This is a genomic window from Streptomyces sp. Tue6028, from assembly GCF_002300165.1.
Taxonomy (GTDB): domain Bacteria; phylum Actinomycetota; class Actinomycetes; order Streptomycetales; family Streptomycetaceae; genus Streptomyces; species Streptomyces siamensis.
Map to the genome: position 1 here is coordinate 58,171 of NZ_MLCE01000005.1, position 25,132 is coordinate 83,302.

General features: G+C 71.9%; 27 protein-coding genes and 1 riboswitch. Of the genes, 14 read left to right on the forward strand and 13 right to left on the reverse strand.

Annotated features, from left to right (window positions below):
* Positions 1–3: 3 nt before the first annotated feature.
* From BKI49_RS04025 to BKI49_RS04060, 8 genes are all read right to left on the reverse strand, one after another.
* Complete coding sequence (locus BKI49_RS04025) at positions 4–1,572, reverse strand: alpha/beta hydrolase (RefSeq protein ID WP_373557517.1); 1,569 nt, start codon at positions 1,570–1,572, stop codon at positions 4–6.
* 199 nt (positions 1,573–1,771) lie between these two features.
* A complete protein-coding gene (locus tag BKI49_RS04030) occupies positions 1,772–2,530 on the reverse strand; it encodes an urease accessory protein UreD (RefSeq protein ID WP_095932917.1) in 759 nt (252 codons plus the stop codon).
* A 266-nt stretch (positions 2,531–2,796) separates the two neighbouring features.
* Positions 2,797–3,474, reverse strand: a complete 678-nt coding sequence (gene ureG / locus BKI49_RS04035) for an urease accessory protein UreG (RefSeq protein WP_095932801.1) — start codon at positions 3,472–3,474, stop codon at positions 2,797–2,799.
* A 53-nt stretch (positions 3,475–3,527) separates the two neighbouring features.
* Positions 3,528–4,202 carry an urease accessory protein UreF gene (locus tag BKI49_RS04040; protein ID WP_095932802.1) on the reverse strand — a complete coding sequence of 225 codons (675 nt, stop codon included), beginning with the start codon at positions 4,200–4,202 and terminating at the stop codon, positions 3,528–3,530.
* Positions 4,202–5,923, reverse strand: a complete 1,722-nt coding sequence (locus tag BKI49_RS04045) for an urease subunit alpha (RefSeq protein ID WP_095932803.1) — start codon at positions 5,921–5,923, stop codon at positions 4,202–4,204. The genes BKI49_RS04040 and BKI49_RS04045 overlap by 1 nt, the downstream gene beginning before the upstream one ends.
* A complete protein-coding gene (locus BKI49_RS04050) occupies positions 5,916–6,227 on the reverse strand; it encodes an urease subunit beta (protein ID WP_095932804.1) in 312 nt (103 codons plus the stop codon). Before BKI49_RS04050 ends, BKI49_RS04045 begins: the two co-directional genes overlap by 8 nt.
* A 14-nt stretch (positions 6,228–6,241) precedes the next feature.
* Entirely contained in the window at positions 6,242–6,544 is a 303-nt protein-coding gene (locus BKI49_RS04055) for an urease subunit gamma (RefSeq protein ID WP_095932918.1), read from the reverse strand.
* A gap of 987 nt (positions 6,545–7,531) precedes the next feature.
* Entirely contained in the window at positions 7,532–7,810 is a 279-nt protein-coding gene (locus BKI49_RS04060; protein WP_028800395.1) for a type II toxin-antitoxin system Phd/YefM family antitoxin, read from the reverse strand.
* A 220-nt stretch (positions 7,811–8,030) separates the two neighbouring features.
* Between BKI49_RS04060 and BKI49_RS04065 the strand changes: the two genes are divergently transcribed.
* From BKI49_RS04065 to BKI49_RS04075, 3 genes are all read left to right on the forward strand, one after another.
* The gene (locus BKI49_RS04065; protein WP_095932805.1) at positions 8,031–8,666 is read left to right on the forward strand and encodes an ATP-dependent Clp protease proteolytic subunit; all 636 of its coding nucleotides are present in this window, start codon (positions 8,031–8,033) and stop codon (positions 8,664–8,666) included.
* Positions 8,667–8,673: 7 nt separating this feature from the next.
* Entirely contained in the window at positions 8,674–8,982 is a 309-nt protein-coding gene (locus tag BKI49_RS04070) for a hypothetical protein (protein WP_095932806.1), read from the forward strand.
* 377 nt (positions 8,983–9,359) lie between these two features.
* Positions 9,360–9,524: riboswitch (cyclic di-AMP (ydaO/yuaA leader) on the forward strand.
* A 3-nt stretch (positions 9,525–9,527) separates the two neighbouring features.
* Positions 9,528–10,001, forward strand: coding sequence for a C40 family peptidase (locus BKI49_RS04075; protein ID WP_095932807.1), 474 nt, complete (start codon positions 9,528–9,530; stop codon positions 9,999–10,001).
* A gap of 124 nt (positions 10,002–10,125) precedes the next feature.
* Here the strand turns inward: BKI49_RS04075 and BKI49_RS04080 are convergent, their stop codons facing one another.
* Positions 10,126–10,743 (reverse strand): LysE family translocator, encoded by a 618-nt coding sequence (locus BKI49_RS04080; RefSeq protein ID WP_095932808.1) that lies wholly within the window; start codon positions 10,741–10,743, stop codon positions 10,126–10,128.
* 110 nt (positions 10,744–10,853) lie between these two features.
* Between BKI49_RS04080 and BKI49_RS04085 the strand changes: the two genes are divergently transcribed.
* Positions 10,854–11,780: a LysR family transcriptional regulator gene (locus BKI49_RS04085; protein WP_095932809.1), complete on the forward strand. Its 927-nt coding sequence runs from the start codon at positions 10,854–10,856 to the stop codon at positions 11,778–11,780.
* Between the two features lie 8 nt (positions 11,781–11,788).
* Here the strand turns inward: BKI49_RS04085 and BKI49_RS04090 are convergent, their stop codons facing one another.
* Positions 11,789–12,247, reverse strand: coding sequence for an ATP-binding protein (locus BKI49_RS04090; RefSeq protein ID WP_095932810.1), 459 nt, complete (start codon positions 12,245–12,247; stop codon positions 11,789–11,791).
* Between the two features lie 213 nt (positions 12,248–12,460).
* Between BKI49_RS04090 and BKI49_RS04095 the strand changes: the two genes are divergently transcribed.
* Positions 12,461–13,318, forward strand: coding sequence for a helix-turn-helix domain-containing protein (locus tag BKI49_RS04095; protein WP_095932811.1), 858 nt, complete (start codon positions 12,461–12,463; stop codon positions 13,316–13,318).
* A 9-nt stretch (positions 13,319–13,327) separates the two neighbouring features.
* Positions 13,328–13,552: a DUF397 domain-containing protein gene (locus BKI49_RS04100; RefSeq protein WP_095932812.1), complete on the forward strand. Its 225-nt coding sequence runs from the start codon at positions 13,328–13,330 to the stop codon at positions 13,550–13,552.
* Positions 13,553–13,573: 21 nt separating this feature from the next.
* On the opposite strand, the gene BKI49_RS04105 is transcribed toward BKI49_RS04100, so the two are convergent.
* Positions 13,574–14,698 carry an 8-amino-7-oxononanoate synthase gene (locus BKI49_RS04105; protein WP_095932813.1) on the reverse strand — a complete coding sequence of 375 codons (1,125 nt, stop codon included), beginning with the start codon at positions 14,696–14,698 and terminating at the stop codon, positions 13,574–13,576.
* Positions 14,699–14,858: 160 nt separating this feature from the next.
* Here BKI49_RS04105 and bioB point away from each other — a divergent pair, with 160 nt between their 5' ends.
* From bioB to BKI49_RS04125, 4 genes are all read left to right on the forward strand, one after another.
* Complete coding sequence (gene bioB / locus BKI49_RS04110) at positions 14,859–16,100, forward strand: biotin synthase BioB (protein ID WP_095932814.1); 1,242 nt, start codon at positions 14,859–14,861, stop codon at positions 16,098–16,100.
* Entirely contained in the window at positions 16,093–17,373 is a 1,281-nt protein-coding gene (locus BKI49_RS04115; RefSeq protein ID WP_095932815.1) for an adenosylmethionine--8-amino-7-oxononanoate transaminase, read from the forward strand. Before bioB ends, BKI49_RS04115 begins: the two co-directional genes overlap by 8 nt.
* A 1-nt stretch (position 17,374) precedes the next feature.
* Complete coding sequence (gene bioD / locus BKI49_RS04120) at positions 17,375–18,091, forward strand: dethiobiotin synthase (RefSeq protein WP_095932816.1); 717 nt, start codon at positions 17,375–17,377, stop codon at positions 18,089–18,091.
* Between the two features lie 311 nt (positions 18,092–18,402).
* On the forward strand, positions 18,403–19,122 hold the full coding sequence (locus tag BKI49_RS04125) for a class I SAM-dependent methyltransferase (protein WP_095932817.1): 720 nt from the start codon (positions 18,403–18,405) through the stop codon (positions 19,120–19,122).
* A 100-nt stretch (positions 19,123–19,222) separates the two neighbouring features.
* Here the strand turns inward: BKI49_RS04125 and BKI49_RS04130 are convergent, their stop codons facing one another.
* On the reverse strand, positions 19,223–19,597 hold the full coding sequence (locus BKI49_RS04130; protein WP_095932818.1) for a fic family toxin-antitoxin system, toxin component: 375 nt from the start codon (positions 19,595–19,597) through the stop codon (positions 19,223–19,225).
* Positions 19,598–19,601: 4 nt separating this feature from the next.
* Positions 19,602–19,841: a toxin-antitoxin system antitoxin component gene (locus BKI49_RS04135; RefSeq protein WP_028800409.1), complete on the reverse strand. Its 240-nt coding sequence runs from the start codon at positions 19,839–19,841 to the stop codon at positions 19,602–19,604.
* A 219-nt stretch (positions 19,842–20,060) separates the two neighbouring features.
* Between BKI49_RS04135 and BKI49_RS04140 the strand changes: the two genes are divergently transcribed.
* From BKI49_RS04140 to BKI49_RS04155, 4 genes are all read left to right on the forward strand, one after another.
* Positions 20,061–20,960, forward strand: a complete 900-nt coding sequence (locus BKI49_RS04140) for an ABC transporter ATP-binding protein (RefSeq protein ID WP_095932819.1) — start codon at positions 20,061–20,063, stop codon at positions 20,958–20,960.
* A 7-nt stretch (positions 20,961–20,967) separates the two neighbouring features.
* Positions 20,968–23,535 (forward strand): ABC transporter permease, encoded by a 2,568-nt coding sequence (locus BKI49_RS04145; protein ID WP_095932820.1) that lies wholly within the window; start codon positions 20,968–20,970, stop codon positions 23,533–23,535.
* A gap of 66 nt (positions 23,536–23,601) precedes the next feature.
* A complete protein-coding gene (locus tag BKI49_RS04150) occupies positions 23,602–24,483 on the forward strand; it encodes an LLM class F420-dependent oxidoreductase (RefSeq protein WP_095932919.1) in 882 nt (293 codons plus the stop codon).
* 108 nt (positions 24,484–24,591) lie between these two features.
* A complete protein-coding gene (locus BKI49_RS04155) occupies positions 24,592–25,017 on the forward strand; it encodes a GNAT family N-acetyltransferase (RefSeq protein ID WP_095932821.1) in 426 nt (141 codons plus the stop codon).
* Positions 25,018–25,132: the final 115 nt, after the last annotated feature.

The following is a 25,132-nucleotide window of genomic DNA, read 5'->3' on the forward strand; positions in this document are numbered from 1 at the left end:
GGGTTACGGCTTCGGCGTGGCGTGCGGCGCGCAGGTCACGTCGGCCGCGTCCGTCCGGCCGGAGAGCAGGTAGCCGTCCACCCGCTCGTTGATGCAGGGGTTGACCAGCCCGGTCACACCGTGCGAGCCCGCGCCCTGCTCGGTGATCAGGCGGGAGCCCTTGAAGCGCTTGTGCAGTTCGACGGCGCCGGCGTACGGGGTGGCGGCGTCACGCGTGGACTGCACGATCAGGACGGCGGGCAGGCCCTTGCCGGTCTTGACGTTCACCGGGGTCTGCTGCTTGGCGGGCCAGGTGGCGCACGGCAGGTTCATCCACGCGTTGGCCCAGGTCATGAACGGGTAGTCCTTGTGGAGCCGGGTGTTGTCCCGGTCCCACTTCTGCCAGCTGGTGGGCCACTGGGCGTCGGTGCACTCGACGGCCGTGTAGACGGCGTTGCCGTTCTCCGAGGCGATGTTGCCCGCGGTGTCCGACAGGTCGGGGGCGGCCGCGTCGACGAGCGCCTGCGTGTCACCCGCGACGTACTTGCTGAACACCGTCGCGACCGGCACCCAGGAGGAGTCGTAGTACGGCGCGCTCTGGAAGAAGGAGATCAGCTCGGCGGGGCCGACGACGCCTCCGAGGGGGCTCTTCTTCGCGGTGGCCCGCAGCTTCAGCCACTGGTCCTGGACCTCGGCCCGGGTGTCGCCGAGGTGGAAGGTGGCGTCGTTCTTGGCGACCCAGTCCTGCCAGTCCTTCCAGCGGCCCTCGAAGGCGATGTCCTGCTCCAGGTTGGCCTGGTACCAGATGTTCTCCCTCGACGGGTTGACGACGCTGTCGACCACCATGCGGCGGACGTGCCCCGGGAAGAGCGTGCCGTAGACGGCTCCCAGGTACGTACCGTACGAGACGCCCAGGTAGTTGAGCTTCTTCTCACCGAGGGCGGCCCGGATGACGTCGAGGTCGCGTGCGGTGTTCGGCGTGGTCATGTGCGGCAGCATCGCGCCGCTGCGCTCGGCGCAGCCGTCGGCGTACTCGGCGGCCAGCTTGCGCTGGGCACGCTTGTCCGCCTCGCTGTCCGGGACCGGGTCGGCCTTCGGCGCCTTCACGAACTCCTGCGGATCGATGCAGGAGATGGGGGCCGAGTGGCCGACACCGCGCGGGTCGAAGCCGACGAAGTCGTACGCCTTGGCGGTGTTCGCCCAGACGGGGCTCTTCGTGGTCACGCGGCGCGGGAAGCGCATGCCGGAGCCGCCGGGGCCGCCGGGGTTGTAGACGAGGGCGCCCTGGCGCTCGTCCTTGGTGCCCGTGTTCCCGATACGGTCCACGGCCAGCTTGATCTGCTTGCCGTTCGGGTGGGCGTAGTCGAGCGGGACGCTGACCCAGCCGCACTGGATCGGCTTCTCCAGGCCCCAGTCCGCGGGACAGTCCTGCCAGTCGACGCCGGCCTTGGCCGCCCGCTCCGCGGCGATCGCCGCTCCGCGCTGCTCCCGGTCCTGCCCGTGACGCGACGCGGCGGTGGCCGACGGAGCCGTGACGGCTCCGGCGATCAGGGTCGCCGTGACGAGCGCTCCGGCCGAACCGAGCGCCGTCATCCGTCTCGACGGTCTCTTAGCCCTCAAGTGTGGCCTCCCCGTACATCGTTGCGATTGGTAGGGGGATCCTTTCGGCTGTGAGGTCCCTGAGAACAGATGCGACAGGGCTTCTTTACTAATCCGATAACCGGTGCGCGTTGTGCCGTTGAGCGGAGACGTCTCCGTCCGTCCACGAACAACGGGCCACCGCGGCCCGCGGTCAGCCGAGCAGGCGCAGCGCCTCGTCCAGCACGCGCCGCAGTCCGAGCCCGTCGGGTGCGAGTGCGGTGACGAGCACGGCGGGCCCGGCGAGCGGAGCCAGCGCCGCGTGCTCCCCCAGCATGCGGGGCTCGGGCAGGTGGTCGGCGAACTCCGGGCGCACGACCACGAGTTGGCCCACCGCGCGCAGCCTGGCCAGGACGGCGGGGCCGTCCCAGCCACCGGGCGCGCCCGGACCGCAGGCCAACTCCTGGTCCAGCAGCACCCGTCCGTCCAGTCGCACGACAAGACGGCTGGTGAGCCGACCGGGTTCCTCGCCCACGCGCCCGAGCACCTGTTCCTCCCGGAACACCAGCCGGGCGCGTCCCTGGAGGTCGATCCGTGAGGAGACGCACAGGTCGCTGCCGCCGGCGGAGATCAACTGCTCGGGAAGCCAGTGCAGTTCACCTCCGTCGGCGACGGAGAGCCGGACGTCGTAGCGCGCCTCGCCCTTGTTCTGGCCGGGCAGCGCGATCGTCGCGGCGGCCGACCCCACCCTCAGGCGCGCGCCCTCGTCGGCGTGCGCCTCGACGGTGAGGTGGTCGCCACCGAGCGGGCCGCTCATCGCTCCGACGAGCATGACGCGGGCCTCGGCGCCGTGGGACCGGATGCGGCGCACCGCGAGCGGGCCCTCCCCCTCCAGCACGGGCAGCGAGGTGCCGCCCCGGCCGTCGTCCCTTGCGGCGATCCGCGCGGTCGCCCGCACGCCCGCCGTCGTCAGGCGACCTGCCCGGCCCGCGCCACCCGGCCGACTCGGGCGCCCCGGCCCGCTGCCGTCCGCCGACGGCGTCCCCCCGTGCGGCGGGCCGGCACCGTCCACCGGGTCGGCACCGCGCACCGAACCGGCACCGTCCACCGGACCGGCACCGTTCGCCCGGCCGACGTCGCGCACCGGACCGACACCGTTCACCCGGCCGACGTCGCCCACCGGACCGACCTCGCCCGTCCGGCGCGCGCTGTCCATCCGGTTCACGCCGTCCATCCGGTTCACGCCGTCCACGCGGCGAGCCGCTCCCGCACCCAGCCGGCGACGGCCGCGACCCCGTCCTCGGTACGCAAGGACTGGAAGACGACCGGGAGTTCGGCGCGCTGCGCCTTCGCGTCCGCCGCCATCCGCCCCAGATCGGACCCCACGTGGGGTGCGAGGTCGGTCTTGTTCACGACGAGCAGATCGGCGGTGGTGACACCGGGCCCGCCCTTGCGCGGAATGTCGTCGCCGCCCGCGACGTCGATCACGAAGATCTGCGCGTCGACGAGCCCCTTGGAGAAGGTGGCCGTGAGGTTGTCACCCCCGGACTCCACGAGGATCAGGTCCAGCGGACCGACCTCGTCCTCCAGGTCCTCGACCGCTTCGAGGTTCGCGGAGATGTCGTCCCGGATGGCGGTGTGCGGGCAGGCCCCGGTCTCGACGGCGGCGATCCGCTCGGGCGGCAGCACCGCCTCCCGCAGCAGGAACTCCGCGTCCTCCCGCGTATAGATGTCATTGGTGACGACGGCGAGGGACAACTCGTCGCGCAGCGACCGGCAGAGCGCGGCGACGGTGGCGGTCTTCCCCGAGCCGACCGGCCCGCCCAGCCCGATCCGCAGGGCACGGCGTGCCCCGTCCGGACGATGGGCGTCGGCGCTGACAGCGGACGCACCGTCATGGGTGTGATCGAGATGCACGATGAGTCTCCAAGGTGGTGTGAGGGCAGCGGCGGCGAGGGGGCGGGGTGCGCCTACGACGCGAAGAGGCGTACGGGCCAGGCCGCGTGCGCCTGAGCGCCGATCTCCAGCAGCGGGGCCGAGGCCGCGGGCAGCACGTCGACGCCGTGGTCGAGCACGCCCCGCGCGGCAGCGGCGGCCGCGCCGGCCACCCGGTCCAGTTCCGGCGCCAGTCGGGCCAGCACCGCGCTGGCGTCGAACGGATCGAGGCTCAGCAGCCGCACGGTGGCCGTCGCCGGCCCGCTGACACTCTCGTACGCGGAGCAGTACGCGGCGTCGTCCGCCGCGAGGCCGGCGGCCCGGGCCGTCACGCCGAGAACGACGGGCTGGTGCGCGCCCTTGGGGAACTCCCTGGCCAGCGCCTCGAGTTCGGCCGAGGGCCAGGCCGCCCGAGCCGCTCTCATCAGCTGTCGCCCGAGCCGTCGCGCGGCGGCCCGCAGGGCAGGTGACGGTGTCCGGGCGTCGGCGGCGGCGTCCAGGGCCGCCGGGTCGGCCCCGAGCGCCGCCGCCGCGGCCAGCGAGGCCGAGACGAGACCGGCCGTGTGCAGCCGGCCTCGGCAGAAGTCCTCCAGGCTCGCCGCCCCGGTGACCCGTCCGGACTTGACGGCCGCCTCCGCCCCGCCGGAGTGGGCGTGCCCTCCGGCGGGGAAGCGTCCGTCGGCCAGGACCAGTAGTGCCGCGCGGGACATCAGAAGAGGAAGTAACGCTGGGCCATGGGCAGTTCCGCGGCCGGTGTCGCCTCGACCAGTTCGCCGTCGATGTGCACGGCGAAGCTGTCCGGGTCGATCCGCACCCGCGGTCGCGCGTCGTTCTCGCGCATGTCCGCCTTGGTCACCGCCCGGGTCGACTCGATGGCGACGAACCGCTTCCCGAGGGAGAGCCGTTCGGGCAGCCCGTCCTCGATGGCGAGCGGTGCGACGAAGTTGAACGAGTTGGCGGCCGGTGCCCTCCCGACGGCGCCGTACATCGGCCGGGGCAGGATCGGCTGGGGAGTCGGGATCGACGCGTTGGCGTCGCCCATCTGCGCGTACGCGATCTGGCCGCCCTTGATGACGAGGTGCGGCTTGACCCCGAAGAAGGCGGGCTCCCACAGCACCAGGTCGGCGAGTTTGCCCGGCTCGACGGAGCCGACCTCGCGGGCGAGGCCCTGCGCGAGCGCCGGGTTGATCGTGTATTTGGCGACATAGCGACGCACCCGGTGGTTGTCCGCGCGCCCGTCACCCGACAGGGCGCCGCGCCGCTGCTTCATCACGTGGGCCGTCTGCCAGGTCCGCATGATGACCTCACCGACGCGTCCCATCGCCTGGGAGTCCGAGGAGATGATCGAGATGGCGCCGAGGTCGTGCAGTATGTCCTCGGCCCCGATCGTCGACGGCCTGATCCGGGACTCGGCGAACGCCAGGTCCTCGGGCACCGCCGGGTTCAGGTGGTGGCACACCATCAGCATGTCGAGGTGTTCCTCGGCGGTGTTGACGGTGTAGGGCCGGGTGGGGTTGGTGGAGCTGGGCAGCACGTAGGGCTCGGCGACCACGGTCATGATGTCCGGCGCGTGCCCGCCGCCCGCACCCTCGGTGTGGTACGCGTGGATGCCGCGTCCGCCGATCGCGGCCAGTGTGTCGCCCACGAAACCGGCCTCGTTGAGGGTGTCCGTGTGGATGGCGACCTGGATGCCCGTGCGGTCCGCGACGGTGAGCGCGGCGTCGATCGCCGCGGGCGTCGAGCCCCAGTCCTCGTGGATCTTCAGGCCCAGCGCGCCGCCGCGGATCTGCGACAGCATCGCTTCGTGCGAGACGGTGTTGCCCTTGCCCAGCAGGCCGAAGTTGAGCGGGTACTGCTCCATCGCCTCCAGCATCCGGGCCAGGTGCCAGGGGCCGGGCGTGACGGTGGTCGCCTTGGAGCCCTCGGCGGGCCCCGTGCCGCCGCCCACGAGCGTGGTGATCCCGGAGGCGAGTGCCTCGTCGGCGATCTGCGGGCAGATCAGATGCACATGCGCGTCGATGGCACCCGCGGTCAGGATGCGCCCGTTGCCCGCGATGATCTCGGTCTCGGGGCCGATCACCAGATCGGGGTGGACGCCGTCCATGGTGTCCGGGTTGCCGGCCTTGCCGATGCCGGTGATCCGGCCGTCGCGGATGCCGAGGTCGGCCTTGACGATTCCCCAGTGGTCGACGACCACGACACCCGTGATGACGGTGTCGGGCGTGCCGTCCGCGCGCGTGGCACGCGACTGCCCCATGGACTCGCGGATGACCTTGCCGCCGCCGAACACCGCCTCGTCACCGGCGAGTCCGGGACCGCCGGACCGGTCCTCCTCGATCTCGATCAGCAGGTCGGTGTCGGCGAGGCGGATGCGGTCGCCGGTGGTGGGGCCGAACAGGTCGGCGTACGCGGCGCGCGAGATCTCAGGCATCGAGGGCACCTCCGGTCTCACCGCGCAGTCCGGGCACCACACGGGCACCGGCGAGCGGGACGAGTTCGACGTCGACGGGGATCCCCGGCTCGAAGCGCACGGCGGTGCCGGCGGCGACGTTCAGCCGCTTGCCGCGCGCCGCGGCACGGTCGAAGTCCAGGCCTGGGTTGGCCTCGGCGAAGTGGTAGTGGGAGCCGACCTGGACGGGCCGGTCGGCGGCGTTGAGGACGGTCAGCCGGGTGACTTCGCGACCCTCGTTGAAGACGACGGGCCCGTCGGCGTAGAAGATCTCTCCGGGAATCATGGCGCTGCTCCCCGTCAGACGATGGGGTCGTGGACGGTGACGAGCTTGGTGCCGTCCGGGAAGGTCGCCTCGACCTGGACGTCGTGGATCATCTCGGGGATGCCCGACATCACGTCGTCGCGGGTGAGGATCTTCCGGCCGGAGGCCATGAGTTCGGCGACGGTACGTCCGTCCCGCGCGCCTTCGAGGATGTGCGACGTGATGAGGGCGACGGCCTCGGGGTGGTTCAGTTTCAGTCCGCGGGCCCGGCGCTTCTCGGCCACGTCGGCGGCCACGTGGATCAGCAGCCTCTCTTGCTCGTGCGGGGTCAGTTGCACGGCGTACCACCTCACAGTCCTCGCTCCGGACCGTGCGGGGTCCGGTGGCCGCAGCCACCGAAACCCCTGGTGGCGTGGATGCGCACGCTAGTTGGCCGGGGTTTCAGGGACGTTAACCGGCCTGTGGCCGAGTGTCGGCCCGCCGGCGGGCCGCGCCGGACCCACGGGGCGCCTCGCGGCGTGCGGGTCGTCGCGGGGATCTCCGGTGCCGCGGTGCCGGGGCCGGCGTGTCGCACCGCGGGTCCCGGGCGGGCGTGATCGAGGCCCGCGCCGGGCGTCGGGGTCGGCACGCCCGGTCACGGTCCCCCCGCCGTCGACCGCGCTCGACCGTCTCGGCCGGGCAGCCGCAGCTCGCCGTGGACGCCGGGCGGCGCGGCGGTCCGTGTGTCGTGGCGCGGAACCGGCCCCGCGCGTCGCGCCGTCGGGCGCGCTCTCCGTGCCGCCGCGGCCACTCCGCCGGAACACGGGCTGCCGACGCGCGGGGAGCCGTGGAACCCACCCCGGGGCGACGAAGCCAGCGTCCGGGACGCCGCCGCGGGCCGGACCGTATACGGCATGTCGCGGCCGCCCCGTTCGGCCCGGTCGCGGTCGTGCCCCTACGGCCGGTCTCGGCCGCGTCAGTACGACGGGACGGGGCCCGACGCGATACGGCGCACCTGAACGGCGGAAAACGAGGAGCGACGCGATACGGCGCACCTGAACGGCGGAACGCGGAGCGACGCGATAGGGCCGGTCGTGACCGCGTCAGTACGACGGGACGCGATACGGCGCGCCTCAACGGCGGAACGCGGAGCGACGCGATACGGCCGGTCGTGACCGCGTCTGAGCGACGGGACGGCGGCGACACGATGCGGCCGATCGGCGCCGTCCCTGAACGACGGAACAGGGCGACCCGACGCGACCGGTCGTGGTCCTGCCCCGCGCGGGCGCGCGTCCACCCCGCCGTGCGGCGGCGGGCGCACGGCACGCGGACCGCGCCGGTTCCGTCTAGGAGGCGCTCGGCCCCCGGTGCTCGGCAGCGATACCGAAGCGCTGGCGCTCGCGCGGCGCCGACGCGACCTCGCGAACGCTGGAGAGGGAGCTGATCACCTGCTCGTCGGCGGGGTCCTGGAGTTCCTCGAGGCGTTCCAGGTCGGCGGCGGAGACCAGCGCGACGAGAGGCTTCCCGTGCCGCGTCACCACGACGCGCTCACCGCCGTACACCACGCGGTTGATCAGGTCGGCGAGCTCAGCCCTGGCTTGCGTCACCGGAATCTCGTAGGCCATGCCGTCCAGCTTAGACCGGTGTCCCGAACCCACCCGGAGCGAACGATCTCTCCCCGGCCGGTCCCGTGCACCCCCAGGGCCCCACCCGTGTACTCCGCCGGGCCCCACCCGTGCCCCCCGGGCTCCTCCCGTCCGTGTTTTCGCTGTCAGCGAGTGCCCATCGACAAGCTCTGTACGTCCTGTACATTTTTCACAGAGTCCCTCAGAGGAGGCGCGCACCATGTCCGAACCGTCCGCCCGCTACGTCCTGCCCGAGTTCACCGAACGCACCAGCGCGGGACACCGGACCCTGGATCCGTACTCGAAGCTGCTCGACGAACGGATCGTGTTCCTCGGGACGCCGATCGACGACACGTCGGCGAACGACGTGATGGCGCAGTTCATGCATCTCGAATATCTGGCCCCGGACCGCGACATCTCGCTGTACATCAACTCCCCGGGCGGCTCGTTCAGCGCGATGACCGCGATCTACGACACGATGCAGTTCGTCACCTGCGACGTGGAGACGACCTGCCTCGGACAGGCCGCGTCGGCCGCGGCCGTCCTGCTCGCCGGCGGCACACCGGGCAAGCGGTTCGCCCTTCCGGGTGCCCGTGTCCTCATCCACCAGCCCTCGTTGCCCGAACCCGTCCAGGGTCAGGCGAGCGACCTGGCCATCCAGGCCGAGGAGTTGATCCGAACCCGCGGACAGCTGGAGGAGATGCTCGTCCGGCACACGGGCCAGAGCCCTGAGCGGGTCGCCGCCGACATCGAACGCGACAAGATCCTCGACGCACCGGCGGCGGTGGCGTACGGACTGATCGACCGGATCATCCCGAGCCGCAAGAGCTCGCGCAGCACGCCCGGCGGGAGGTGACCGGCCGATGCTCCCACCGGAACTGCCCCCGCTCCCGGCGCTCACGCGCGCCGAGTCCGAGTTGATCGACCGTTACCTCGACGTCGTCGACCTGCTCGGCCGCATCAACCCGGCGCGCCCGGGCGACACCTACCGCGGCCTCAGGGCCGCTCAGGCACTGGTGGTCAAGGCGACCGCACTGCGTGACGCGCTCACCCTGATGCACCAGCGCGGCGAGAGCGAGGTGCACGCCCCGACGCTCGCGCAGGCACTGCGCGTGCTCGACGGCGAGCGGCGCGCGTCCCGGGTCACCGTGCCGCCCTGCTCCGGAAGTTGACGCGCCACGGGCGCGCACACCCGGGCCGCGACGTACGCCGACGGGCGAGACGTCCGGCCCGGGTTTCAAACGGACCAGAAGGATTACCCCCCGTTGGAGTATCTGCGGGTCCTTTGTACGACGCCCCCGAGTTGCGCAACGCGCGTGGTCATGAGCCGGAATTTAACGTTCCGTTGCAGGTACGGGCGTCGTCGCGCACCTCAACACCCGCCCGAACAAAGGGGTGTCCACCCGAACGGGTGAGTGGTGAGTAACGCCACAAATCACCGGTTCCGCTCGGCATTTCCGACTCTCATGCGTGAAGATCCCTTCCGACGACAAGCCCCCGCCACAGCGGCGGGGCGATCCGGGCGGACGCCGAGTCCTGCCGCCGCCCGGATGTCCGGTCGACAGAAGTGGATCGGCAGGAGTGGAGGACCCAGCACGACGGGCCGCCGGAGAGATCCGGGCGGTCCTTGGGGTGAAGCCGCAGTACGCGGCCGGGCTACTTCGCCAGCCCGAATCCGACAGGTCATCCTTCACAGGCGGCTGACGAAGGGTTGCGCATGACTGCGCTCAATCGTGTCCCGTCGCTGTGGACCCGGGCCGGTACGGCCTCGGCTCTGACCATCGCCGCCGTCGGCGGCAGCCTGGTGGTCCCCGGCGCCGCTCCCGACGCCGAGGCGGCCACCGTGGCGACGAAGGCACTCCAGGTCGCGGCCTCGAAGAAGGGCGCCCCCTACAAGTGGGGGGCCACCGGACCGCGTCGCTTCGACTGCTCCGGGCTGACCCTGTACTCGTTCAAGAAGGCGGGCAAGAAGCTCCCTCGAACGGCCGCGGCGCAGTACAACAAGACCCACCACATCTCGGCCTCGCACCGCAAGGCCGGAGACCTGGTGTTCTTCCACTCGGGCCGGAGCGTGTACCACGTCGGCATCTACGCCGGGAAGGGAAAGATCTGGCACTCCCCGAAGACCGGGGACGTCGTGAAGCTGCAGAAGATCTGGACGAGGAGCGTCTGGTACGGACGGGTGAGCTGATCCACCCTTCGGTGGCGGCGGCGCGGGGCCGCCGCCACCGAAGGGCGTGCGACAGGAGACCGCGAGGGCTCGCTCGGCGGGCCGCCGGCGCGATCGGCGCCGCCCCGGCCCGTGAGGCGTGCGCTCAGCTCCTCAGGGGCTCCAGGACGAGGACCAGACCGAGCATCGTCAGGGCCGAGCCGGTGACCGCCTCCACGGCCCGTGCGGCGCGCGGTGCGCGCAGCCACCGCCCGAGCCGGTCCACGAGGAGCGCCACCGCCGGGAACCACACCAGGCCCAGGACCACCACGATCAGTGCCAGCAGCAGGGTCCGCGGCATCGCGGGACTGCCCGCCGGCACGAACTGCGGCAACAGGCTGAGGAACGTGATCGGGGCCTTCGGGTTGAGCGCGTTGGTGACGAAGCCCTGCCGCAGCGGACGCGCGCTGCCCCCGGTCGCCTCCGCGGCCTCCTCGCGCGACCGCACCGGCGAGCGCAGCGTCCGCACCCCGAGGTAGAGCACGTAGACACCGCCGAGCAGTTGCAGTGCCCGGAAGAGCGCCGGCACGGCGGTGAGCACCGCGGCGACCCCGGCGACGGCGAGCGCCGTGTGCAGGAGCAGTCCACCGACGATGCCGAGCGCGCTGGCGAGGCCGGCCCGGCGCGAGACCAGGCCGTTGCGCACCACGACGGTGAAGTCCGCACCCGGCACGGCGACCATGCCCGCGGCGACTGCTGTGAAGGCGATGAGCTGAGCGTCCATGGACCCCAGATTGCCTCTGCCGGGCCTTCAGCAGGTATGTCGAATATCCTGGGTCGGTCTTAAGCATTCGTTTAGAGCGGCGCGGTCGCGGCGAGATCCGGGGTGGTCCCATGTACGACCCGACGCGGCTCGCGGCGCTGGTCGCGGTCGCCGAGGCGGGGTCGATCACCCGGGCCGCCGAACGGCTCGGTTACACCCCTCCCGCGCTCTCCCAGCAGCTGGCGAAGCTGGAGCGCGAGGCGGGCGCGACGCTCCTCGTCCGGTCCCATCGCGGGACGCGGCTGACGGGCGCCGGCGAGCTGCTGGTGGCGCGGGCGCGCCGGGTGCTCGACGAGATGGAGCGGGCCCGGCACGAGCTGGCGCACCTGGCCGGCCTGTCCGGCGGCACACTGCGGGTCGGCACCTTCCAGACGGCGGGCATCCATCTGCTGCCGCCCGTGCTGAGTGCCTTCCGCCGGACCTACCCGGACGTGGAGCTCGCGGTCGCCGACTACGAGCCGCCCGCCGGTGTGGCGGCCGTCGCGGCGGGCGAGGTCGACCTGGCCCTGACACACACCTACGAGCCCGCGGCCCCCGTCGCCGTCCCGTCGTCCGTGAGCCTGGAGCCGGTACTGGTCGAGGAGCTGGTGCTGGTGACCGCCCCGGGGCACGTCCTGGCGGGCGACTCGGCCCGGCTCCCGCTGGGCGAGCTCGCGGGTCAGCCGCTGATCAGCATGGCTCCGAACCATCCACCCCGGCAGGGTGTGGAGGCGGCACTCGCCCGCGCGGGGGCCACCCCCGCGGTGCTGGTCGAGACTCCGGTCTACGCGCTTGTGTGCGCCCTGGTGAGCGCGGGGCTCGGGGTCGCGGTCGTGCCGGAGATGGTCGCCAGGACGGCGGCGACTCCGGTGGGGACGCGCCTGCTGGAGCCGGGAGATCTGCGCCGTACGATTTCGGTCGTCCATGGGACCGACGAGACGTCACCTGCCGCCGACGCGTTCCGTGCGCTGCTGCGCGGCACCTTCGAACGGGCCGGCCGCCACCGCCCGGACAACTGAGCCGTCGCTCAGGGCTCTTGCGGGCCCCCGGCCACCACCGGCTGGACCCGTGCCGTCCAGGGCAGTTCGATCGAGACGGTCTTGCCGCCCTCGCGGGTGGGCCGGACGGTGAGTCTGCCGCCGCACTCGGCGGTCAGCCAACGGATGATCACCATGCCGCGTCCGTTGTCCTGTTGGACGGCCGCCGGAAGCCTCTTGGGGAAACGCGGGTGACTGTCGGTGACTCCGAGGCGAAGCTGTTCGTCCCGTTCCAGCCGGACGTCGACGGTGAAGGTGGGCGACTGCCCGAACGTGTGCTGGACTGCGTTGGTGGCGAGTTCGGAGACGATGAGCCGTACGGTGTCGGCGACTTCGGAGTCGCACGGCAGACCCCATTCGACGAGTACGTCGGCGACGAACTTGCGGGCCGCGGAGACCGAGGCGGGATCGCTCGGCAGGGTGACGGATGCTTCCTGGTGATCTGCCATGGCGACGTCGTCCCTTTCCCACGGGACCGGGAGTCCGACACGGAGCGGATGGTTCGAGTACGGTCCCGGACTGGTGCTTCGCGCCAGACTGCCATTACCGGGCCGGTCACGGGTGCGATCCACCAAGATATGCATATATCTGTCGCTCGAAGCGGTGAACTCTGCGACGGCAGAGCGTATTTGGGCGGCTCGGAAGGAGTAAGGAGTACGGCCATGCAGCACGGTCCCGCGGTGCGCCGCCGCAAGCTCGGTGCCGAACTGCGCGCGCTGCGCGCCGACGCGGGCCTCACGAGCGGTGAGGCCGCCCGGCTCCTGGGCTGGCACCAGTCGAAGGTGAGCCGGATCGAGACCGGGACCAGCGGTGTGAAGCCCACGGACGTGACACGGCTGCTGGACGTCTACGCGGTCGAGGACCCCGAACTGCGCGACCTGCTGACCGTGTTGGCGGGCGCCGAGGACGACGGCAGGCATCACTGGTGGCACGCCTACCGCGGGGTGCTGCCGCCGGCGTACCGGGACTTCATCAGTCTGGAGTCGCAGGCGCGCGGGATGCGGACGCTGGAGACGTCCGTCGTACCCGGACTGCTCCAGACGCCCGAGTACGCGCGCGCCGTGACACGGGCCGCCGTCGACGGCCTTGAGGACTGCAAGCTCGACGCGCTCGTCGAGGTGCGCCTCGCCCGGCAGGACGTGCTGCGCTCGTGTCCGCCGCTGGAGCTGAACGCCGTCCTGGACGAGGCGGTGTTACGGCGCGAGGTCGGCGGACCCGAGGTGATGGCGCACCAGTTACGGCGGTTGCGCGAGGCCGCGGCGCTGCCCCAAGTGCGGCTTCAAGTACTACCGTTCACCGCCGGAGCGCACATCGGCGTCACCGGGCCTTTCGTTATCTTCTCATTTCCGAACACAACTGATCTGGATGTGGTTGTTCTCGACCACTTGACGAGTAGCCTCTATCTCGAGCGGAAAGAAGACCTTCAGGCCTACAGCGAGGCCTTCGACGCTCTTCAGTTCCACGCCCTTTCGCCCGAGGAATCGTTGGACTACATCGCCGGGATAGCTGACGGCGCGTAAGGAGGCACCATGTCTGCACTGCCTCGGAACGTACCTTCCAGTACCTCACTCCACGACGCACGGTGGCTGCGCAGCAGTCGCAGCACGGGAATGAACAACTGCGTCGAGACGGCACGGCCCGGCCCGGGCCCCTGGTCCGGACTGGTGGCCGTGCGCGACTCCAAGAACACGACGGGACCCGCCCTGCTGTTCGCCCCCGCCGCCTGGGAGGGCTTCATCAGCGGACTCGGCTGACCCCGTACCCGCACACCGCGATCACCGCGTCCGGCTGATCACGCTCACGGCGTGCTCGATCTGCTCCTCGGTGAGGTCCGCGCGAGCGGTCAGCCTCAGCCGTGAGATGCCGTCGGGCACGGACGGGGGACGGAAGCACCCGACGGCGAGTCCCGCCTCACGACAGTCGGCCGCCCAGCGCACCGCTCGCTCGGGGGACGGCGCGCGCACGGAGACGACGGCGGCGTCCGGCCGTACGGCTTCGAGGCCCTCGGCCGTCAGGCGGGTGTGCAGGACCGTCGCCACCGCGCGCGCCCGGAGCGCGCGTTCCGGCTCCCGGCGCAGCAGCCGCAGAGCCCCCAGAGCGGCTCCGGCCGCGGCGGGTGCGAGGCCCGTGTCGAAGATGAACGTACGGGCCGCGTTGACCATGTGGTCGATGACGGCAGCCGGGCCGAGGACCGCGCCGCCCTGGCTCCCGAACGACTTCGAGAGCGTGACCGTCACGACGACGTCCGGCGCTCCCGCGAGCCCCGCCGCGTGCGGCGCGCCCCTGCCGCCGTCGCCCAGGACACCGAGTCCGTGCGCGTCGTCGACGACCAGTCCGGCCCCGTACTCCCGGCAGGCGTCCGCGAGTTCGGCCAGCGGAGCGGCGTCCCCGTCGACCGAGAAGACCGTGTCCGAGACGACGACGGCGGGCCCCTGGTGGGTGCCGAGCGCCTTGCGTACGGCGTCGGGGTCGGCGTGCCCGACCACCTGTGTGGTGCCCCGGGCGAGCCGGCAGCCGTCGATCAGCGAGGCGTGGTTGCCCGCGTCGGAGACGACCAGTGAGCCGTGCGGTGCGAGGGCGGTGACGGCGGCGAGGTTGGCCGCGTAGCCGGAGGAGAAGACGAGGGCGGACTCGAAACCGCAGAAGTCGGCCAGTTCGCGTTCCAGCTCGCCGTGCAGTTCGGTCGTCCCCGTCACGAGGCGGGAGCCGGTCGCGCCGCCGCCCCACCGGTGCGCGGCGTCCGCCGCCGCCCCCGTGACCTCCGGGTGCCGCGCCAGTCCGAGGTAGTCGTTGCTCGCGAGGTCGAGGAGCGGCGAGTCGGCGGGGCGCGGACGCAGCGTGCGGACGAGTCCGGCGGCGCGACGCGCCCGGGCCTGCTCGTCGATCCAGCCGAACGCCATGTGTCCTCCGGACCGTAGGGGCGGGTGTTTTGTAGGCAGTGCACAGACCCTAGCGGCCGGGCCAGCGGGCCAGGGTGTGGCAATACCCACACGTCGAACCGTCTCTCTTGTGCAAACTCTCCTTGGCCGGGAGTGGTCGCATAAGCAAGGATCGGGCCTCATGGACCTGCTGAACACGCTGGTGGACAAGGGGCTTCGGCGCGAGCTGCCGACCCGCGACGAGGCGCTGGCCGTACTGGCCACCTCCGACGACGACGTGCTGGACGTGGTGGCCGCGGCCGGCAAGGTGCGCCGGCAGTGGTTCGGCCGACGGGTGAAACTCAACTACCTCGTCAACCTCAAATCGGGCCTGTGTCCGGAGGACTGCTCCTACTGCTCGCAGCGGCTCGGCTCCAAGGCCGACATCCTCAAGTACACCTGGCTCAAGCCCGACGAGGCCTCTCAGGCCGCGGCGGCGGGTCTCGCCGGCGGCGCCAAGCGGGTCTGCCTGGTGGCCAGTGGGCGCGGTCCGACGGACCGTGACGTGGACCGGGTCTCCGACACCATCAAGGCGATCAAGGACCAGAACGAGGACGTCGAGGTGTGCGCCTGCCTCGGCCTGCTCTCCGACGGCCAGGCCGAGCGGCTGCGCGACGCGGGCGCGGACGCGTACAACCACAACCTGAACACGTCCGAGGGGACGTACGGGGACATCACGACCACCCACACGTACGCCGACCGGGTGGACACGGTCCAGAAGGCGCACGCGGCGGGACTGTCCGCCTGCTCGGGCCTGATCGCCGGCATGGGCGAGTCCGACGAGGACCTCGTCGACGTGGTGTACGCGCTGCGCGAGCTCGACCCGGACTCCGTTCCGGTGAACTTCCTGATCCCCTTCGAGGGCACCCCGCTCGCCAAGGAGTGGAACCTCACGCCGCAGCGCTGTCTGCGGATCCTCGCGATGGTCCGGTTCGTCTGCCCGGACGTCGAGGTCCGTATCGCGGGCGGCCGCGAGGTCCATCTGCGCAGCATGCAGCCGCTCGCCCTGCACCTGGCCAATTCGATCTTCCTCGGCGACTACCTCACCAGTGAGGGCCAGGCCGGCAAGGCGGACCTGGAGATGATCGCCGACGCGGGCTTCGAGGTGGAGGGCGCGGGCGAGGTCACGCTGCCCGAGCACCGGGCAGCCGCGGGCGGCGGCTGCGGCTCGCACGCGGACGCGGACGCCGGATGCGGTTCGCAGGAAGGCGCCGGATGCGGCTCGCACGCGGACGCCGGGTGCGGCTCGCACCAGGGCGGCGGCGTGTGCGGCTCCGCCCCGGCGGCCGCCGCCACCGTCACGGAGCAGCCCTCCGACGCGCGCACCGACCTCGTCGCCGTACGCCGTCGCGGGGCCGGAACGGATCTCGCGCCCAATGCCTGAGTTGTCCGTCAGGGAACTGCTCGACCTCGACCGGCGCCATGTGTGGCACCCCTACGGGCCGATGCCGGGACGTCAGGAACCGCTCGTCGTGGAGTCGGCGAGCGGTGTCCGGCTGCGCATGGCGGACGGTTCGGGCGAGCTGATCGACGGCATGTCCTCCTGGTGGTCGGCCATCCACGGCTACAACCACCCGGTCCTCAACGAGGCCGCACGCGGTCAACTGGACCGCATGAGCCACGTGATGTTCGGCGGACTCACCCACGAACCGGCCGTACAGCTGGCGAAGCGTCTTGTCGACATGTCGCCCGAGGGGCTGGAGCACGTCTTCCTCTGCGACTCCGGCTCGGTCTCGGTCGAGGTCGCCGTCAAGATGTGCCTCCAGCACTGGCGCTCGCTCGGCCGCCCGGGCAAGCAGCGGCTGCTGACCTGGCGTGGCGGCTACCACGGGGACACCTGGCAGCCGATGTCCGTGTGCGACCCGGAAGGCGGGATGCACGAGCTGTGGCAGGGAGTCCTCCAGCGCCAGGTGTTCGCCGAGGCGCCGCCCGCCGAGTTCGACGAGGCCTACGCCGACCGGCTGCGTGAGCTGATCGGGCGGCACGCCGACGAGCTCGCCGCGGTGATCGTGGAGCCGGTGGTGCAGGGCGCGGGCGGGATGCGGTTCCACTCCCCCGAGTACCTGCGGGTGCTGCGCGAGGCGTGCGACACGCACGACGTGCTGCTCGTCCTCGACGAGATCGCCACCGGCTTCGGCCGGACGGGCGCGCTGTTCGCCGCGGACCACGCCGGTGTCACTCCGGACGTGATGTGCGTCGGCAAGGCTCTGACCGGCGGCTACATGACGATGGCGGCGACCCTGTGCACCCCGCGGGTCGCCGACGGCATCTCGCGCGGCGAGGTTCCGGTGCTCGCGCACGGGCCCACCTTCATGGCCAACCCGCTGGCCGCCTCGGTCGCCTGCGCCTCGATCGACCTGCTGCTCGCCCAGGACTGGCGGACCGAGGTCAAGCGGATCGAGACGGGTCTGCGGGACGGGCTCGCGGAAGCCGCCTCGGTACCCGGGGTACGGGAGGTACGGGTCCTCGGCGCGATCGGTGTCGTGCAGCTCGACCACGAGGTGGACCTGGAGGCGGCGACGGCTGCCGCGGTCCGCGAGGGCGTGTGGCTGCGGCCGTTCCGCGACCTCGTCTACACGATGCCGCCGTTCGTGACGGGTGACGAGGACGTGGCACGGATCGCTCGCGCGGTCCGCGCCGCGGCACGGGAGGGATGACATGCCGGTACTGGTGATCACCGGGACGGGCACGGAGGTCGGCAAGACGGTCACGACCGCCGCCGTGGCGGCCGTGGCCCTCGCCGCCGGTCGTTCCGTCGCCGTGCTGAAGCCCGCGCAGACGGGTGTGGGTCCCCGCGAGTGCGGTGACGCGGACGAGGTGGCCCGGCTCGCGGGCCCCCTGACCACGCGCGAACTCGGCCGTTTTCCTGAGCCGTTGGCGCCCGCCACGGCCGCGCGGCGGGCCGGCCTCGTCCCGGTGCGGCCGCAGGAGGTCGCGGACGCGGCGGGCAAGCTGGCCGCCGACCACGACCTCGTGCTCGTCGAGGGCGCGGGCGGACTGCTCGTACGGTTCGACGACGAGGGCGCGACGCTGGCCGACGTGGCGCGGCTGCTCGACGCGCCCGTGCTCGTGGTCGCCGCGGCGGGCCTCGGCACCCTCAACAACACGGAGCTGACGGCCCGTGAACTCCGGCGGCAGGGGCTGGACTTCGCCGGAGTGGTCATCGGCAGCTGGCCCGACTCCCCCGACCTGGCCATGCGGTGCAATCTGGCGGATCTGCCGGAGGTGTCGGGCGGGCCGCTCCTCGGCGCGATCCCGGCCGGCGCCGGCGCGCGGGCCCCGCTCGACTTCCGTGCCCGGGCGGCGAGCTGGCTCGCCGGGCCGCTCGGCGGGACCTGGGACGCGCACGCCTTCACCGCGACACATCCCGCCTGAGGCGACTTCGAGGGCGGGGTACGTCCGGGGCGGCGATGCGCCCGGAGGTGCGGCGCGCGCCGCTACGTCCGGGGTGCGGAGCCGGAGTCTTGGGCGTGCGGCACCGGTACGTCCGGACGGGCCGAGCCGGCGTTCCGGCCGTGCGAAACCGGTACGTCCGGACGGGCCGGGCCGCCGTCCTGGCCGTGCCGATCGGGTGTCCCCGTACGGCTGTTCCGGTGCGCCGCGGCGGCTCGTGGGCCGGGTCGCGCGTGCGGCGGAGCTCCCGGGGGGACAATCACGGTAGGGCGCGTCGTCCCGGGAGGTCTTTCATGCCGTTCACGCCGCTCAGCCCGGCCGGCTCCCGCAAGGTGGCACGAGACGCGGTGCACCATCCCCTCTTCGCCCGCTACTACGCCCGCATCAGCGTGGCGGCCGAGACGCGGATGGGCATGGGCGGGATCCGCGACCGGCTGCTCGCCGGACTGTCCGGGCGGGTCATCGAGATCGGGGCGGGCAACGGCCTGAACTTCGCGCACTACCCGCACACCGTCTCTGAGGTCGTCGCCATCGAACCCGAGCGGCTGCTGCGGCAGTTGGCGGTCGAGTCGGCGCTGCGTTCCGAGGTGCCCGTCGACGTCGCACCCGGTACGGCCGAGGCCCTGCCGGTCAAGAGCGAGGCCTTCGACGCCGCCGTGGTGTCGCTGGTCCTCTGCAGCGTCCGCGACGTGCGGCGCGCCCTCGCCGAGCTGCAGCGCGTGCTGCGACCGGGCGGCACCCTGCGGTTCTTCGAGCACGGCAGGGGCGGCGGACCCGCGATGACCTTCACCCAGCGCGGCCTGGACCGCACGGTCTGGCCCCGCCTCACCGGCGGCTGCCATCTGGCCCGCGACCCGGTCGCCGCGCTGCGGGACGCCGGGTTCGAACTCGGCCCGTACCGGCGGCTGATGATGCCCGAGAAGGGGCCGCGGCTGCCCACCTCGTACTGCGTGCTGGGCACGGCGTGGCGCCCTCGCCTCACCGAGCCGGAGAAGCCGGGGCCGACGGTGTGACCGCAACGGCCGGCGGCAGGAGCGATCGGCGCGGCAGTTGCGGCCTGTGCGGCAGGACCGGCCGACGCGACCGAAGCGGCCCGCGCCGCCGATCCCGTACTCACAGGCTCCAGCGGCGCAGCTCGTACGCGATGTCGTGCACCGTCGCCTCACCGCTCTTCACCAGACGCGCCAGCTCGCGCACCTGCTCGGGCGAGGTGACGACCTTCAGCCCGCTCGCGACGAGATAGGCGTACGCGACGGCCGAGGCGAACATGGCGTTGGAGCGTTCCAGAGCGGGGACGTGCAGCAGCAGCTGGAGCAGCGCGGCGGCACGGGCGTGCGGACTGTCGTAGACGGGGATGCCGAATATCTCCGCCTCGTGCCGGCTGACGGCGGCGACGAGCGCTCCCCAGTCCGTGACCTGGGGATCCCCGGGTGTCTTCTGTTCGGCGATCATGAGGAGCCAGGCAAGGTCGACTCTGAGATTGCTCAACGGATCAACGACGACCTTCGCGCGTGCCTTCTCGGTCCGCGCCGAACTCCTCGGCGAAGACGGATTCGTATTGCTTCATGAAATCGGCGGCGGCCTCCACGAACGTGTGGCCGACCTCCCCGGTGTCCTGCCGGACCAGCTCTTCGATGTAGCGGTTCACACTCATCCCGCGCTCCAGCGCTCGCTCGCGGGCGGCGCGGGCCGTGCCCTCGTCCACCCGTACGTTCAGCTGAGTCTTGGCCATGCTTCGAAGCTAGCGCCGGATCGCTAGCACCGGCAAGGGGGGCCGGCGCATCCGGGGGTGGAGTGCCCCGGGTGGAGCATGGCCCTTACACCGGCATCGTGGGCACGACCTGCGGTGGAGGCCGACCGGCACCTCGGGGGGATACCAAGTGTGCCCCCGGTCACATTAGGCTCTGCCGGGACATAAGGAGTCGGGACGTCGATCGCTGAGGAGGCGGCCTTGTCCACACCTGCTGCGGAGCATGCTCTCGGGCGCGCGGAGGGGGACCAGATCGCCGCCCGCGCCCGGGGCCTGACCAAGGCCTACGGCTCGGGCGAGACGACGGTGCTCGCCCTCGACTCGGTCGACGTGGACATCGCGCGCGGCCGCTTCACCGCGGTGATGGGCCCGTCGGGGTCCGGGAAATCCACCCTCATGCACTGCCTGGCGGGGCTCGACACGGTCTCGGCCGGTCAGGTGTGGCTGGGCGGCACCGAGATCACCGGCCTGAAGGAGCGCGAGCTGACCCGGCTGCGGCGGGACCGCATCGGCTTCATGTTCCAGTCGTTCAACCTGATCCCGACGCTGAACGCGGCGGAGAACATCACGCTGCCGATGGACATCGCGGGCCAGAAGCCCGACCAGAAGTGGCTCGACCAGGTCATCGACACGCTGGGGCTGCGCGCACGGCTGAAGCACCGGCCCGCCCAGCTGTCCGGCGGCCAGCAGCAGCGCGTCGCCTGCGCCCGCGCGCTCGCCTCGCGCCCCGAGCTGATCTTCGCGGACGAGCCGACCGGCAACCTGGACTCCCGTGCGGGCCTGGAGGTCCTCGGCTTCCTGCGCGAGGCGGTCGACGACCTCGGCCAGACCGTCGTGATGGTCACGCACGATCCCGGTGCCGCCGCCCACTCCGACCTGGTGCTGTTCCTCGCCGACGGACGGATCGTGGACGAGATGGAGCGCCCCACGGCGGACGCCGTCCTGGAGCGGATGAAACGCTTCGACACGATCCGGGTGACCTTCGACGGCGCGGGCGACGGACCCGGCATCGACACGGCGCCCGCCACCGGCAGTGTCGGCCGTCCGGGCGAGCCCGGCGACTCCATCGAATCCAGCGACGTGACCCTGGACAAGGACTGAGGCGGTCGTGCTCAAGGCGACACTGCGAAGCTTTCTCGCGCACAAGGGGCGGCTGCTCCTCTCGGCGCTGGCCGTCGTGCTGTCCGTCGCGTTCGTCGCGGGCAGCCTCATCTTCTCCGACACGGTCACCCGTACCTTCGACCGGCTCTTCGCCTCCACCGCGGCCGATGTGACGGTGGAACCGAAGAACGACCTGGACTCGCAGATCCCGACCGGCGCCACCCAGACGGTGCCCGCCTCGCTCGCGGACCGGCTGGCGAAGGTCGACGGCGTCGCCGCGACCCATGTGGACGCGGCCGTCGAGAACGCCACAGTCGTCGACGCCGACAACAAGTCGGTCGGCCCCACCACCGGCGCCCCCACCATCGTGACCAACTGGGAGGTCACCGAACGCAGTCCGGTGAAGCTGACCTCCGGCCACGAGCCGAGGGGTGACGGCGAGGCACTCCTGGACGCGGACACCGCCGAGAAGAAGCACGTCGGCGTCGGTGACACCCTGACGGTGCAGGCGCAGCCCGGCTCGTTCAAGGTGCGGATCGTGGGCATCGCCACTTTCACCACCACCAACCCCGGCGCCGCGCTGCTGTTCCTCGACACACCGACCGCGCAGACCAAGCTGCTGGGCAGTCCCGACGCCGCGACGAGCGTCTCCCTGGACGCGGCACCGGGGGTGAGCGACGCCGTCCTCAAGCAGCGCGTCGCCGCCGAGCTGGGCACCCGGACCTACGAGCTGAAGACGGCCGAGGAGCAGGCCAAGTCCTCCTCCGAACAGCTCGGGGGCTTCCTGGACGTCATCAAGTACGTGATGCTCGGCTTCGCGGGCATCGCGGTCCTGGTGGGCATCTTCCTGATCGTCAACACCTTCTCGATGCTGATCGCCCAGCGCACCCGTGAGCTGGGGCTGTTGCGCGCGCTGGGCGCGGACCGGCGTCAGGTACGCCGGTCCGTGCTCACCGAGGCGCTGCTGCTGGGTCTGGTCGGCTCGACGCTCGGGCTGGCCGCCGGAATCGGTCTCGCGCTCGGGCTGATCAAGCTGATGTCCGCGTTCGGCATGAACCTCAAGTCGACCGAGATGGTGATCGGCTGGGCCACCCCCGTCTCGGCGTACGTGGTCGGCGTCGGCGTCACCTTCGTGGCGGCCTATCTGCCCGCGCGGCGCGCGGCCGGCGTCTCCCCCATGGCGGCCCTCGCGGACGCCGAGATCGCCGGCGTGGGGCGGCCCCTGCGGATGCGCGCCGTGGTGGGTTCGGTGGTCGGCGTGGCCGGTGTGGCCGCGCTCGCGGGGTGCGCCGCCTCGTCGAAGACCTCGACGGCCGCCTCTCTGCTGGGCCTGGGCGTCGTCCTGACGCTCATCGCGACGGTGATCGCGGGCCCGCTCCTGGTGCGGCCGGTGATCCGGGTCCTGGGCGGGGCCTTCCCGGCCCTGTTCGGCTCGGTCGGCCGGATGAGCCAGCGCAACGCGCTGCGCAATCCGCGTCGCACGGGCGCCACCGCGGCGGCCCTGATGGTGGGCCTCGCCCTGGTCGGCGGGATGTCCGTGGCGAGCGCGTCGATGACCAAGTCCTTCGACCAGCAGATCGACAAGACGCTCGGCGCGGACTTCGTGATACAGAACAGCAACTTCCAGCCCTTCTCGCAGGAGCTCACGGACAAGGTCCGCGGCACGGACGGCGCCGGGCTGGTGGTCCGTCAGCGGTTCACGCCGGTCGCGGTGCGGCTGCCGGACGGGAAGCGCGTCGAGACGACCGCGGCGGCCTACGATCCGCGACTCGACGAGGTCGCCCACGTCACGTACGCGCAGGGCGACACGGCGGCGGCGCTCGGCGACGGCCGTATCGCCATGGACAGGAAGTTCGCGAAGGAGCACGACGTCCGGGTGGGCAGCACCGTCCCTGTCGAGTTCCCCGCCGGCCGCAACGCCCGCCTGACGGTGGGGGCCCTCACCGACCAGGACTCCGGCGAGGGCTTCGGTATGCAGGGTGGCCTGTTCTTCGGCTTCGGCACCATCGAGAAGTATGTGCCCGGCGGGCAGGACTCCGCGCTGTACGTGAACGCGGCGTCGGGCACCACGCCCGACCAGCTGCGCACGAACCTGGAGAAGGCCCTCGACCCGTATCCGCAGGTGCAGGTCCGCGACCAGGCCGACTACAAGAAGCTGATCCACGATCAGATCGCGGTACTGCTGTATCTCGTGTACGCGCTGCTCGGGCTCGCGATCGTCATCGCGGTGCTCGGGGTGGTCAACACCCTGGCGCTGTCGGTCGTGGAGCGCACCCGTGAGATCGGTCTGCTGCGCGCCATCGGGCTCGCCCGCCGTCAGCTGCGCCGGATGATCCGGCTCGAGTCGGTGGTGATCGCCGTGTTCGGAGCGGTTCTCGGTCTGGCGCTGGGTCTCGTCTGGGGCGTCTGCATCCAGCAGGTCCTCGCCCTGCAGGGCATGAAGGCACTCGCCATCCCGTGGGCGACGATCGTCGCCGTCGTGGTCGGTTCGGCGGTGGTGGGCATCGTCGCCGCCCTGCTGCCGGCCCTGCGCGCCTCCCGGATGAACGTGCTGGCCGCGATCGCGCACGAGTGAGGTACCCGCCTCCTGTCCGCCGCCCGGGCGCAAGTCGACCGTGACCGAGGAGAGTTCATGTCCCGCCTGTTGCGTCCCTTCCGTTTCGGCGTCAGCCTGCTCGCACCCGCCCCGGTCGACGAGTGGCACGCGAAGTGCCGCCGGGCGGAGGACCTGGGATACGACGTGATCACGGTGGCCGACCACCTGGGCCTGCCCGCGCCGTTCCCGGCCCTGGTGGCCGCCGCTCAGGCGACCGAGCGGCCGCGCCTCGGCACGTTCGTGCTCAACGCGGGCTTCTGGAACCCCGCGCTGCTGGCCCGCGAGGTGGCCACCACGGACGCGCTGACGGGCGGGCGTCTCGAACTGGGCCTGGGCACCGGCTACGTGGAGGCGGAGCACCGGACGGCCGGACTGCCCTGGGGCACACCACGTGAGCGCGTCGACCATCTCCAGTACACCATCGAGGAGTTGGAGCGGCTCCTGAGCTCGGAGGACCACCAGCCGCGCCCCGTCCAGTCGCCCCGGGTCCCGCTGCTGATCGGGGCCAACGGCGACCGGATGCTGCGGCTCACCGCCGAGCACGCCGACATCGCGGCGTTCACCGGGGCGCGCACCCTGCCGGGCGGCAGACTGGAACCGGTCACGGCCGCGGAGCTCGACCAGCGCGTCGCCGTGTACCGGGAGGCGGCGGCCGGGCGGAAGGAGCCCGCCGAGCTCAACCTGCTGATCCAGATCGTCACCGTCGCCGAGGACCGCTCCGAGGCGATCCGGCCGTGGCTGCCCCGTATCCCCCAGCTGACGGAGCAGCAGGTCCTGGAGCTGCCCATCGTCCTGGTGGGCACGCTGGAGGAGATCACCGAGCGGTTGCGGACGCAGCGTGAGCGGTACGGCATCTCGTACCTCACGGTCCTGGAGCCCCACATGGAGGCGTTCGCTCCTGTCGTCGAGGCGTTGCGCGGCGCATGAGAGCCCGCCTCGCACACCCCGCGCGTCCTCGGCGACGGCGGTGTCGACGACCGTGTCCGGATGATGGAATTCCGTGCCACCGTCCGGACCGGGTGATGGGATCGCCGCATGACTGAGCTGCGGATACGGGCCGCCGCGCCCGCCGACGTCGACGCCGTGCTGGGCTTCTGGAAGGTGGCCGCGGAGGGGACGAGCATCAGCGACGACCGGGACGGCGTCGAACGGCTGGTGGCCCGCGACCCGGAGGCGCTGATCCTCGCCGAGCGCGACGGAGAACTCGTCGGCACGGTGATCGCGGGCTTCGACGGGTGGCGGTGCCATCTGTACCGCCTGGCGGTGCATCCGGAACGGCGCCGGCTGGGCATCGGCTCCGCGCTCCTCGCGGCCGCGGAGGAACGCTTCGTACGGCTCGGAGGACGGCGCGGGGATGCCATGGTGCTTCAGCGGAACGAGACCGCGCACCATGCCTGGCGCGCGGCCGGGTACAGGTCCGAAGAACACTGGCGGCGCTGGGTGAAGCCGCTCTCCGGCTGAGAGGTGCGGCGGGGGCGCCGCCCGGGAACATCCCCGACCGGAACACTTTGCCCGTCCTTTACCATTGGAAGATCACTCGATCATCCGATGACACATGAAAGGTGTGAGCGTCCGC